This is a genomic window from Streptomyces sp. NPDC092370, assembly GCF_044755265.1.
Classification (GTDB): domain Bacteria; phylum Actinomycetota; class Actinomycetes; order Streptomycetales; family Streptomycetaceae; genus Streptomyces.
In genome coordinates this window covers 1-11,687 of record NZ_JBIVQO010000020.1, presented here as the reverse complement: position 1 = coordinate 11,687, position 11,687 = coordinate 1, and the positions used below count along the sequence as shown (strand labels likewise).

Below are 11,687 nucleotides of genomic sequence, written 5' to 3'. Positions count from 1 at the left end.
AAGGAAGGTGCGGGAGATGGCTGCTGGAGGCCCTCGCGGGTGCCCGCCTGACCGAAGCGCTCGTCCGGGCGGCAGCGGCCGGCGACCTGCAGTGGGAGTTGCTCGCTCCGCTGATACCCCGGGCTGCGACGGGACGGCCCCGCGTGGAGGACCGGCAGGTCATCGACGGGATGGTCTACAAGATCCGCACCGGGATCTCCTGGCGTGACCTGCCGGAACGCTACGGGCCGTGGCAGATCGTCTACACCCGCTTCCGCCGCTACGCCCTCGACGGAGTCCTCACACGGGCCCTGCGGCAGATCCGGGCCCACTCCGACGCGGCCGGCGACATCGACTGGCTGGTCCAGATCGACTCCACCATCGTCCGCGCTCACCAGCACGCCGCCACCGGCCGAAATGGGTGATCCAGCGGCAGGACGAACCGGACGATCACGCCCTCGGCCGATCCCGAGGCGGACTGACCACCAAAATCCACCTCGCCTGTGACGGCAAGGGCCGACCGCTCGCCATCCTGGTGACGCCCGGCCAGCGCCACGACAGCGTCTGCACACGCCCTCCTCTGGAACGGATCCGTGTTCCCCACACGGGCCCGAGCCTGCCGCGCCGCAGGCCCGGCCAGGTCATCGCGGACAAGGCTCACAGCTCCTGCGGCTTCCGCGCCTACCTGCGAAAACGCGGCATTGCACACACCATCCCCGAGAAGACCGACCAGCGACGGCACCGGCTGAGGCGCGGTGGCCACGCGGCCGACCACCAGGGTTCGACCGGGAGACCTACCGACGGCGCAACACAATCGAGCGCTGCTTCAACCGACTCAAGGGCTTCCGCAGGGTCGCCACGAGATACGAAAAGACCGCCACTTCCTACGAAGCGGCGGTCACCCTCGCATCGATCCTGCTCTGGGCAAGATCCGTTTGAAGACGGACCCTAGTACATCACCGCGCCGCGCGGCGGAGCGGGCATGGGTGAGGTGTGGCCGGGCATCCGAGGTGAAGGGGGGTGGGCTGACCGCGCTCTCGGTGCCGCCCGTCGACGTCGAGAACCTCTTAGGGGTGAGAAATTGAAGGGCTTCCGCAGCTTCATCCTGCGCGGCAACGTGGTCGACCTGGCCGTCGGCATCGTCATCGGGGCAGCGTTCACCGCCGTGGTGAACGGCTTCGTCAGCGCCTTCCTGACACCACTCGTCGGGCTGGCTACCGGCGCCACCGGCGACATGAGCCGCAAGACCTTCACCCTAGGCACCACCGAGTTCCCCTACGGCGCCTTCATCAACGCGGCGATCAGCTTCCTCCTCCTCGCCAGCGCCCTGTACTTCCTGGTCGTGCTCCCGATCAACAAGCTCCACGAACGCCTCGCCCCGCACCACGACGTCCAGGCCCCCAAACGGGACTGCCCCGAATGCCTCAGCCCCGTACCCGCCCAGGCCCGACGCTGCGCCTCCTGCACCGTCTCCCTGCCCGCCGTACCCGCTCAGGCCGGGGAGACAACCCAGCGCGCCGGGTGACCCGACCTCCATGGCCCGGCCTGGGTTGCCGGGCCCGTCGCGGGCACGTCCGTGGTGACCGTAGTTACCGACGGCGTCCGATGCCGAACCGGCTGCGTGGCTTCACGGCCGGCGCTACGGCGGCCACGCTCGCCGATGAGACCTGACGTCGATGACATTGAGCAGCAGCATTGCCCTGGCCGGCCCCGGCGGCTAGTGCTCCCATGGACGCGGCAGCATGTGCCACATGGCCCTGAGCCAGTCGGGCGGGTTGGTCAGGAACTTGTCCACCAGGCGGCGTGGGGCGATCTGGCCCGCTGGGACTGGGGCGGCGACAGCCTCTGACGGCCTGCCACTCAGTCGGGTGAAGACACGGCAGCGGCGGAACTCTCCCGGGGTGACCGGCGTAGTGCCGTACATGGACCCCATCCACGAGACGCACGTGAGTGAGCCGGGCCTGGTCGTCGTCGACGTCGCGGCCGCCGACGACGCCACCGCGCTCGCCTTCCAGCAGCTGCTCGCCGAACGATGGGCGACGGCCACAGCGGAGCAGACGAGGCGGGACGCAGGGCAGCCCGGCGTACGGCTGCGCTGCTACCTGGACCTGCGCCAGGAGCTCACCGCAGCCGCCGTGGTCGGCCCGACCATGGAGCCGACCACGATCCGGCCCTGACTCATGACAGGGCGCCGCCTTCGCCGGACAGCGGCACCTCCTGGACGTCGACGTCCGCGCGGATGCGGTGGGGGCGGGCCGGGTGCCGCCACCGTCCGGCGCTGTCGCGGGCGACGTCGACGCCGACTTCCATCACGACATCCAGCTGCACCAGGACGGCATCAAGGGTGCGCTGCGTTCCTCAGCCTGCCGAGAACGTCCAGCCCGTCCACGGATGCGCGCCGCGCGGCGGGGCCAGCTGTTCGGACACAGCGCGGCCGACGGCCCCGGACAGGGTGGTGCTGCGGCCGACGTACCGCAGGCGGCCCGCCGGGTCGTAGCGGCCCAGCAGCAGCGTGCGGGGCGCGGTAAGCGACCCGGTGACCGCGCTGATCACGGCTTCTGTGGTGACCCGCACTTTGTACTTCAACGTCCGTGCACTGACCCTTGATACGGGCTGTCGAGCCTTTTGAAGACGCTCCCCTCAAGGCCGACTGTCGTCCAGGACAGCCACTCCGCCACCTGCTTGGGGTTCGTGGTGGACGGGCACAGCGTCCACGGCGCTGACAGTCGGCGATGCGGCGGTCATGGATTCCAGTGCTGCCCTGCGGCGCCGGTACGGCCAGCCGGTTGCATCGGTCCCCTACAGCCGCAGCAGATCGAAGACGACGAAATGCGCCTTGCTGTTCATCCGCAGCCCGGGCCGCCGCAGCGCCGCGCCGGGCCAGCCGCCCCTGCAGCCGCTTGAAAGCGAGCCGGCCTTCCTCCCAGACGACCAGCTCACCGGACGTCGTGGTCACACACCCGAAGGGGCGACGCGCTACTGCTTCGCCTCAGTCAGGTCCGCGTCGGTCAGGATCGCGCCGCGCAGGTTCGCGTCGGTCAGGTTGGCGTCGATCAGGTCTGCGGTGTTCAGGTTCGCGTCGGTCAGGTTCGTGTCGGTCAGGTCCGCATTAGCCAGGTTCGCGAGGACGAGGGTGGCTTCGGCCAGGTTCGCGTGACTCAGATCCGCTTCGCGTAAGTCTGCATCGGTCAGTTCAGTTTTATTCAGGTTCGCACGGATCAGGGATGCATCAGCAAGGTTCGCGACATTCAGATGCGCTTCGCGTAAGTTCGCGTCGTTCAGGTTCGTGCCGTTCAGTTTTGCGCGGCCCAGGTCCGCGCCGTTGAGTTTTGCACCGCTCAGGTTCGCGCCGGTCAGTTTCACGTCGTTCAGGTTCGCGATGGTGAGATCCGCGCGGGTCAGCTTCGCGCGGTTCAGATCCGCGCCGGACAGGTCTGCTTTGTGCAGGGTCGCGTCAGCCAGGTCCGCGGCGTTCAGGTGCGTGCCGCGTAGGTTCGCGTTATCCAGGTCCGCGCGGCGTAGATCCGCACCGTCCAGGTCCGCACCGTCCAAGTCCGCGCCGCTCAGGTTCACGTCGAGGAGGTCCGCGCCGTCCAGATTCGCGTCGGGCAGGTTCGCGCTGCCGAGGTTCGCGCCGCGCAGGTACGTGCCGCGCAGGTCTATGCGGGCGGTGCCGTCGTGGGCGGGGTTCCGGCTGCCGAGTGCGGTGAGGGCTGCTTGGATATCGCTGGCCGGTTCCTTGGATGCGTCGGTGCCTTGTTCCGGTTTCTTGGCGTGGTTGCGGATGTAGGTGGACAGAACGTTGACGATGGAGGGCTGGTCGCGGGAGGAGTCCTCCATGATGCGTTGCAAGGCGTAGATGCCGCCCAGACGTACCTCCAGGGAGTCGTCGCCGATGTTGCCGACGGCGTTGTTGTAGCGGTCGGTGACCTGCCCCTCGCGAGTGAGAGCGTGTTCCTTGTCGACCTGTTGAATCGACAGCCAGGTGAAGATGATCACGGCCAGGGTGCCCAGTGCGGCCAGTGTGTTCGCGCCCTGCTGGATCCGCGACCACCCGTCCGCTGGTGCGATGACGGTCGGCTGTTGGGCAGCGGGAGGTACGGGGATGACGGCCGGCCGCTGGGCAGCGAGAGGTACAGGTTCGAGGGGGTGGCGTCGCCTGCGTGCCGGTCGGGAGTCGGTCAGAGCGGCAGCGCGGCGGCGGGCGACGCGCTGCAGATGGGCGACGCGGCCAGAGCGGCGGGGCGGTGTGGTGGCCATGAAGACGTTGATACGGGTGGCGGGCGGCCGGGTGCGCTGGATGTTGCGAGGCTGTAGCAGACGAGGAACGGCTCCTTGGACGGCGCCCTGGGCTATCGCGGCGGGCAGGCCCGCACCGGCGTTGGCTGCTGTGGGATGGGCGCGGGGGAGGGCGGCTGGACGGGCGCGGGAGCGTTGTTCCGGGTCATGATGCTCCGGGATCTGTTTCCTGGCCGCCGCACATTGGGACTTTCAGCGCCACCGGGACGCGAGCGTGGCAAGTACCACCGCTGAGCTTACGACTGCCGCACTCGCCGAGGGCGAGGACACGACCCCTGTGGAAGCGGCGATGACGGCGTTCGAGGACGCAGAACGTTAATCCGGTGGTCGCAGGGAGGGGGTGGCCACACGGCAGCGCTTGCGTTCTCTCCCGCGGGCGCAACCGTCGCGCTTGCGACGGCGTCTTCAGTAATCCGTATCGGATTGCGAGGTCAGATTGCCCCAGGCCCGCCCAGCGCGCTTACGCATACGTCAGCTCAGCCCACGTCCGGCCATCCGTCGGGGTAGCGAGCTGCCAGCGCCGACTGAGACGCCCCCGTCTGCCTCAGGTAGTCAATCGGAGCACGAGGGCTGGGCCGCGTTCCTTCGCGCGGCGGCGCGTTGGTATCGGCGGGTCGATTGGGCGCGGCACGCGACCGTGGTGGCGGCTGTCGCCGCCGCTGTTGGTCTGGTCATCACGGGCTGGGGAACGCTGAAGGCGGCGCAGGTGGCCGACGATCAGCTCGCCCAGTCTCGTGAGCGCCAAGAGCAGGAGCAGCGCAAGGTGGCCTCTCGCGTCACAACATGGGATGACCGAACTGGGACTATGGTGGCGAACCGCAGCCTTGATCCAGCTCTGGCAACTCTCAAGATCGATACGCTGCATGGTGAAGGGTTCCTCATGAGAATTGGGACGATTCCACCGTGTTCCCGCCTGGACATCCCCCAGCGAGCCATGTCAGACGCCGTGACATCCCACGCGAGGAACGCGGACCTCTACTTCATCGAGGCGCTCCTCATCCGTGAGCCGGGCGGGACCACGTGGCTCCGAGGCTCTGACGGCGCATTGCGGCGCGCGAAACCGTCCGATATGCCCAAAGCTGGTTGGTTGGCGTCGCTGGTCGTGAACCCTAAGACGGGACTCCGGGAGAGATACCCTGCGTTGGCGTCCCTGCCTGCAGTGAAGCAATCTGCACTCGAAGAGTGCAGTACTGGCAGCTAGGCGGTTTCGTTTGGATCAGCCGGCGGACCAGAGGAAGATGCCCGCGATGTGAGTCCGGCCAGGTAGACGGTGGCGGTCTTCTCGTAGCGGGTGGCGATGCCTCGCCACTGCTTCAGGCGGTTGATGCACCGCTCGACGGTGTTGCGCTGTTTGTAGGTCTCACGGTCGAAGGCCGGTGGCCTGCCGCCGCGGCTGCCCCGACGGAGCCGGTGTGCGCGCTGGTCAGCGGGGACGGGGATCACTGCCCGGATGCCGCGCTTGCGCAGGTGCTCGCGGATCGCTCGGGAGGAGTACGCCTTGTCGGCCAAGACCAGGTCCGGCTTGGTACGCGGTCGGCCTCGCGGACGGGGAACGCGCAGGCGGGCCATGACGTCGGTGAAGGCGGGTGCGTCACCGGCCTGCCCGGCGGTGAGGACGAACGCGAGTGGCCGGCAGCGGGCATCGGCGGCGAGGTGGACCTTTGTGGTCAGTCCGCCGCGGGAGCGGCCGATGGCGTGGTCGCCGGGTTCGCCGGCCGGGGCCCCCTATTGCGGGCTCCGGCCGCGTGCTGGTGGGCCCGCACGATCGTGGAGTCGACCGAGACGGCCCAGTTGAGGTCCTCGTCCGCGTCGGCCTGGGCCACCAGGGCGGTGAACACTCGCTCCCAGGTGCCGTCGACGGCCCACATCCGCAGCCGGTTGTAGACCCCTCGCCAATTGTTGAGCCGGAACCGTGTCCGTCATCAGGGCGTCCCTACGGGCACCCCTGACACCGTGGAGCCGCCGCACCATGAGCACATCCGAACCGCCGACCTGGCCGCACTGCGCACACGGCGCGGACCCTGCTGCCGACCCCGTTGGTTGCCGCGGCATCCACGTACCCGGCCACGCCGCATGTCTCGCCCACCTGCCCGACCGCGACGCCTACCTGGCCGGCCTGACTCCCGGTGCCGACATCGACCATCGGGGCACCCCCTTCACTGGCTCCCTCCTCAACGCCTTACTCAACTCCCTCCGTGACCCTGCAACCGGTCACCCCCGCTTAGGCGGCGCCTGGTTCGAGTCGGCGATCTTCGAGGGGTTCGCCCGGTTCGAGCGGTGACCTTCGAGGGCGACGCCGGGTTCGAGTCGGTGACCTTCGAGGGCGCTGCCTGGTTCGAGTCGGTGACCTTCGAGGGCTTCGCCAGGTTCGAGTCAGCGACCTTCAAGGACGTCGCCAGGTTCGAGTCAGCGACCTTCAAGGACGTCGCCAGGTTCGAGTCAGCGACCTTCAAGCGCGACGCCTGGTTTGCGGCGGCAAGCTTCGAGCAAGACGCTGGGTTCGAGTCAGCGACCTTCGAGGGCGACGCCAGGTTCGGGTCGGCGACCTTCAAGGGCGACGCCGGGTTCGGGTCGGCGACCTTCAAGGGCGACGCCTGGTTTGCGGCGGCGACCTTCGAGCAAGACGCCGGGTTCGAGTGGGTGACCTTCGAGGGCGTCGCCGGGTTCGGGTCGGCGACCTTCGAGGGCGACGCCGGGTTTCGCTCGGTGACCTTCGAGCAAGACGCCGGGTTCGAGTCGGTGACCTTCAAAGACGACGCCTGGTTCGAGTCGGTGACCTTCAAGCGCGTCGCCGGGTTCGGGTCGGTGACCTTCAAGCGCGTCGCCAGGTTCGGGTCGGTGACCTTCAAGCGCGTCGCCGGGTTCGGGTCGGCGACCTTCGAGGGCGACGCCGGGTTTCGCTCGGTGACCTTCGAGGGCGACGCCAGGTTCGAATCGGTGACCTTCAAGGGCTTCGCCGGGTTCGGGTCGGCGACCTTCAAAGGCGCCGCCAGGTTCGAGTCGGCGACCTTCGAGGGCGCCATCGGGTTCGAATCGGCGACCTTCAAGGGCAACGCCTGGTTCGAGTCGGCGACCTTCGAGGGCGCCATCGGGTTCGAATCGGCGACCTTCAAGCGCGACGCCTGGTTCGGGTCGGCGACCTTCAAGGACATCGCCGGGTTCGGGTCGGTCACCTTCAAGGACATCGCCTGGTTCGAGTCGGCGACCTTTAAGGGCGCCGCCGGGTTCGGGTCGGCGACCTTCGAGGGCGACGCCGGGTTCGAGTCGGTGACCTTCGAGGGCGCCGTCTGGTTCGGGGCGGTGACCTTCAAGGGCGCCGCCAGGTTCGAATCGGCGACTTTCGTGGAGGCTGACCAGTTTGGGCCGTTGGTGTGTGCTGGGCGGGTTGTGTTGTCCGGTGCTAGGTTCGGCGGTCCGGTGACCCTCTCGTTCGCTGCGCGCCGTCTGGAGTGCCGTCGCACTCGCTGGTCATCGACCGCGGAGATCCGCCTGCGCTATGCCACGGTGGACTTCGCTCATGCGGTGTTCGAGTACCCCCTCACAATCGCCGCCGAGCCGGATACGTTCGTGCTCACCGACGGCCGACCGCTCGACGAAGATCCCCTTCTGAGGCTGTCCGACCCCGAGGTGCGGGTGGCGTCGCTGCGCGGGGTGGATGCGGCTCATCTGGTCCTGGCCGACGTTGATCTGTCGGGGTGCCTGTTCGCCGGCACGGTCCACCTGGACCAACTCCGTCTGGAGGGCGCCTGCACTTTCGACACAGCCCCGCCCGCATCATGGCGGCGCTGGCCGCCCGTGCGGTTCACCGAGCGCCGCGTCCTGGCCGAGGAACACCACTGGCGCGCCAGCCAGCCGGGAGCAGTGCGGGACTGGAACGTGGCGGTCCTCGGCGCCGGGCGGGCCGGGCCGCTGCAACTGGCTCCGGTGTACCGGGCACTGCGCAAGGCCTTCGAGGACGGAAAGCATGAGCCGGGGGCCGCGGATTTCTACTACGGGGAGATGGAGATGCGCCGCCACGCCGACGACATCCCCCGCAGTGAACGAGGGCTGCTGACCGCGTACTGGGCGCTGTCCGGCTACGGCCTGCGCGCCTCCCGCGCCCTGGCCTGGCTCGGGACGGCCATGCTCCTCACCATCGTCCTGCTGATGGCCTTCGGCCTCGCGAAGGACACCCCCAAGCAAACCGCGACCGGCACCGTCCCAGCCAGCGGGGGCAAGGTCACCTTCGAAATCGACAAGGACGACCCCCAGAACCCCACCGGCGACCGGTTCACCGGCAAGCGCTTTGAGAAAGCTTTGAACTGCACCCTCAACTCGGTGGTCTTCCGCTCATCAGGCCAGGACCTGACCACCGCCGGCACCTACATCGAGATGACCTCACGCCTGACCGAACCCGTCCTCCTCGGCCTGGCCGTCCTCGCCATCCGCAACCGCGTCAAACGCTGACTACCCGCGCCTTCCCGGAGACCGCCGTGCCGGACGGGCAGGCGGCCCCGCTCGAGATGTCCCGCGCCACGGCTGGCGCACCTCGAACTCGCGCCGGCACTCACTCGGCCGGGGCGCAGCCTGGCCCCCGCCAGGCCCGGGCGTGCGTCACCTCGCCACCGGCACCACCCCCGATCCCGCCGACCTCATGAAGGCCCTCGACCGCATCAATCAATAAGAATCTTGGTTCGTCTGTTCACGCGGGCGGCCTCTCTGGCCTCTCATCCATGGACGGCCGGTCCGTCCGCCGTACGGACGAGAGGATGGGGTGCGATGGATGCTGTCACTGTGGTGGGGGTCGCGGGTCCGGCGCTTGTCGGCGTGCTTGCCGCGTACTTCCGCTACCGGGTGCTGCATGCTCGGGCGGTCCGCAGGCACCTGGCCGAGGTGACGCGGGCGGCGGGGCCAGGTGGGCAGGTGTGCCTGACCGAGCGGCGGCGTGGGCGGTACGTGCGGCTCACCGTGAGCCGCCGTGGGGGTAAGGGGGACGAGGCAGCGTGACGACTTCGGGGGAGCCCACGGACGCTAACCCGCCGGTGGACCTGTCCGTCGGCGGGGTCGAGGACCGGGCCGCGGAACGCGCCGCCGTCGACGCGGAGTTTTCCGCCTTCTACCGGGCCGACTTCCCGCGTCTAGTCGGGTTCCTCATCCTGGTAGGTGCCGGTCGGGAGGACGCGGTGGACGCCGCGCAGGAGACGATGCGCACGCTGCACCAGAAGTGGGGTGAGGTACGCCATCCCAAGGCGTGGGTGCGTACGACGGCCCGCCGGGTGCTGATCCGCGCGCTCGGCTCCCTCCGGGAGGAGGTTTTCGGGGAGCCGCCGGAACCAGCTGCGGCGCTTTTGGTGGGCGACCAGGACATGTGGGAATCAGTGGAACGCGACGAGGTGTTGGCCGTCCTGCGCAAGCTGCCTCCTTGCCAGCGGCAGGCGCTGGCTCTGACGTTCGATGGATTCAGTCCGGCGGAGATCGCACAGATCCTGGACGTGCCCGCGACTCAGGTGCGGGGCAACCTCGCCCGCGCGCGCCACACCGCGGTGATAGTGCTCGGGAAGCGGAAGGGGGAACGCCAGTGACCACTCACAGGGACGAACTTGGGCCCGCCGACGATCCGCCCGACCGCGAGCTGACGCTGCACCATGAGGCGTTCACAGCGAAGATCGAAGCAGCGCTGGATGCCGAAGCCGGCCTGCGCGACATCCTGTTCCAGTCCCGTCATGAGGCGTTCGCGGTGAAGGTTGAGACCGCTCTGGGCGTGGAAGCCGGCCTGCGCGACATCCTCATGCCTCCCACCATCCCGGCGCCCCCCAGCATCCCTCCTGCCGTTTCCCCGCCTGTCGTCAACGCAGCCCCAGGCGGTAGCAGGTGGCAGGCCAGTGCGGCCCAGCGGCTGAAGCTGCGCAGCAACCCTCGCGTGGCGGCTGCGAGCCGCGTGCTGCATCTCGTAGGGAACTGGGCCAGCACCTCCCCCCGCAGCCGCGCCCTCGCCCTCGACATCGGCCGCGCCCTCGACCTCGCCTTCGACATCGCCCGCGACCTCGACATCGCCCGCGACCTCGACATCGCCCGCGACCTCGACATCGCCCGCGACATCGCCCGCGACATCGCCCGCGACCTCACCAGCGCCCGCGCCCTCGCCCTCGACATCGCCCACGACCTCGACATCGCCCCCCACCTCACCCTCGCCCGCGCCCGCGCCCTCGGCATCGCCCGCGACATCGACCGCGCCCGCGACATCGCCCGCGACATCGCCCGCGACCTCGACATCGACTGTGACCTCGACATCGACGGTGACCTCGACCGCGCCCTCGACATCGCCCGCGCCCTCGCCCTCGGCATCGCCCGCGACATCGCCCTCGACCTCGACCGTGACCGCGCCCGCGCCTGCGCCAGCGCCCTCGACCTCGCCCTCGCCCTCGCCCTCGACATCGCCCGCGCCCTCGACCTCGCCCTCCACGGCACCCTCGACCGCGCCCTCGACCGCGCCCTCGACCGCGCCCGATACCGGTGCCTGCAGATCATCAATGACGAGTACACGCAGGCCATCGGCGCGCCAGTGGCAGTAGACGAGGAATCCCTCGCGAGTCTCATGGACGACTTCACCACGGACGACCTCAGCAACGCGGATGTACGCGAGGACGACATCAAGCTGACCGGAGTCAGGTGGTCGGACCGCACCACATGGCCCGCTTCCACCGACATCTACCGTCTCAAGCAGCGTTCCGATCGTCAGGCAGACGGATCCTGGATCATCCGTGCCGGCACCGGGAACGTACGCGAGAACCTCCTCACCTGACCGTTCTGCGACCACGCCTGGCGAACCCACAGGCCAGCAACCCTCGACCGCCCGGGTCCATGCTCACTGCTCCGTCTGCGGCTGATGACACGGTTCTGCGGGGTCACGGCCGCGGAGACCGCTGCCGCGCTCGGCTACCCGGCCGGGCTGACCCGTCGCGCGGGCACCTGTGCCGCAGCCGTCCTGCTGCATGCCCGCGGCTGGACCACCACCGACACCCCGCCGGCTGTCCAGCACCCGGACGACGACGAGTGCGTAGCCGCACTCGTCCCGGACGGCCCTGACGCGCCAGCCTCTGCTCTCGTGTGGTCCGAGCGGCACGGCTGGCGCACCGCACCCTCCCGCCGCCACCCGCTCGGCCGGGGCGCAGCCTGGCCCCCGCCCGGCCCAGGCGTGCGCCACCTCGCCACCGGCACGACCCCCGACCCCGCCGACCTCGTGAATGCCCTGGAGAGCAGCGGCTGACCCACTTCGCCGCACGCGCCGATTCGGGCCCTCCGGACGCCCCTGGGGGCCCGGATCGTGCCCGGTTAAGAGGTCCTAACAGAAGTTGTTGATCAAGTGACCGTCGGCTTGTCTGCTCGTTGGTCGAGGCGTGGGGAAACGTCAGTCGCGGCCGTGGATCGTG

At 69.2% G+C, this 11,687-nt stretch carries 11 protein-coding genes and 2 pseudogenes; 8 read left to right on the top strand and 5 right to left on the bottom strand.

From position 1 onward, the window contains the following. Positions 1-47 precede the first annotated feature (47 nt). The 3 genes and pseudogenes from ACIQHQ_RS36225 to ACIQHQ_RS36215 all read left to right on the top strand — a co-directional run bounded on the left by ACIQHQ_RS36225 (position 48) and on the right by ACIQHQ_RS36215 (position 2,156). Positions 48-918: pseudogene (locus ACIQHQ_RS36225) on the top strand (IS5 family transposase). A gap of 142 nt (positions 919-1,060) precedes the next feature. After that, on the top strand, positions 1,061-1,504 hold the full coding sequence (gene mscL / locus ACIQHQ_RS36220) for a large conductance mechanosensitive channel protein MscL (RefSeq protein ID WP_402620714.1): 444 nt from the start codon (positions 1,061-1,063) through the stop codon (positions 1,502-1,504). Positions 1,505-1,901: 397 nt separating this feature from the next. Then, positions 1,902-2,156, top strand: a complete 255-nt coding sequence (locus tag ACIQHQ_RS36215) for a DUF6207 family protein (protein ID WP_402620904.1) — start codon at positions 1,902-1,904, stop codon at positions 2,154-2,156. A 1-nt stretch (position 2,157) separates the two neighbouring features. Here the strand turns inward: ACIQHQ_RS36215 and ACIQHQ_RS36210 are convergent, their stop codons facing one another. The 5 genes and pseudogenes from ACIQHQ_RS36210 to ACIQHQ_RS36190 form a co-directional block, all read right to left on the bottom strand. After that, positions 2,158-2,307, bottom strand: a complete 150-nt coding sequence (locus tag ACIQHQ_RS36210) for an ATP-dependent DNA ligase (RefSeq protein ID WP_402620711.1) — start codon at positions 2,305-2,307, stop codon at positions 2,158-2,160. 30 nt (positions 2,308-2,337) lie between these two features. Next, entirely contained in the window at positions 2,338-2,532 is a 195-nt protein-coding gene (locus ACIQHQ_RS36205) for a hypothetical protein (protein WP_402620709.1), read from the bottom strand. Positions 2,533-2,955: 423 nt separating this feature from the next. Further along, a complete protein-coding gene (locus ACIQHQ_RS36200; RefSeq protein WP_402620706.1) occupies positions 2,956-4,239 on the bottom strand; it encodes a pentapeptide repeat-containing protein in 1,284 nt (427 codons plus the stop codon). Positions 4,240-5,475: 1,236 nt separating this feature from the next. Beyond that, positions 5,476-5,970, bottom strand: a pseudogene (locus ACIQHQ_RS36195) (IS5 family transposase); the annotation flags it as partial. Beyond that, a complete protein-coding gene (locus tag ACIQHQ_RS36190; protein ID WP_402620703.1) occupies positions 5,946-6,146 on the bottom strand; it encodes a hypothetical protein in 201 nt (66 codons plus the stop codon). The pseudogene ACIQHQ_RS36195 and the gene ACIQHQ_RS36190, both read right to left, overlap by 25 nt. 101 nt (positions 6,147-6,247) lie before the next feature. Here ACIQHQ_RS36190 and ACIQHQ_RS36185 point away from each other — a divergent pair, with 101 nt between their 5' ends. From ACIQHQ_RS36185 to ACIQHQ_RS36165, 5 genes are all read left to right on the top strand, one after another. Beyond that, on the top strand, positions 6,248-6,559 hold the full coding sequence (locus ACIQHQ_RS36185; protein WP_402620701.1) for a hypothetical protein: 312 nt from the start codon (positions 6,248-6,250) through the stop codon (positions 6,557-6,559). Further along, a complete protein-coding gene (locus ACIQHQ_RS36180) occupies positions 6,556-8,724 on the top strand; it encodes a pentapeptide repeat-containing protein (protein ID WP_402620698.1) in 2,169 nt (722 codons plus the stop codon). The genes ACIQHQ_RS36185 and ACIQHQ_RS36180 overlap by 4 nt, the downstream gene beginning before the upstream one ends. Positions 8,725-9,260: 536 nt before the next feature. Further along, on the top strand, positions 9,261-9,839 hold the full coding sequence (locus ACIQHQ_RS36175; RefSeq protein ID WP_402620695.1) for an RNA polymerase sigma factor: 579 nt from the start codon (positions 9,261-9,263) through the stop codon (positions 9,837-9,839). Continuing rightward, positions 9,836-11,059 carry a hypothetical protein gene (locus ACIQHQ_RS36170; protein ID WP_402620693.1) on the top strand — a complete coding sequence of 408 codons (1,224 nt, stop codon included), beginning with the start codon at positions 9,836-9,838 and terminating at the stop codon, positions 11,057-11,059. The genes ACIQHQ_RS36175 and ACIQHQ_RS36170 overlap by 4 nt, the downstream gene beginning before the upstream one ends. Before the next feature lie 84 nt (positions 11,060-11,143). Further along, on the top strand, positions 11,144-11,524 hold the full coding sequence (locus ACIQHQ_RS36165; RefSeq protein ID WP_402620690.1) for a hypothetical protein: 381 nt from the start codon (positions 11,144-11,146) through the stop codon (positions 11,522-11,524). The last annotated feature ends 163 nt before the right edge of the window (positions 11,525-11,687 follow it).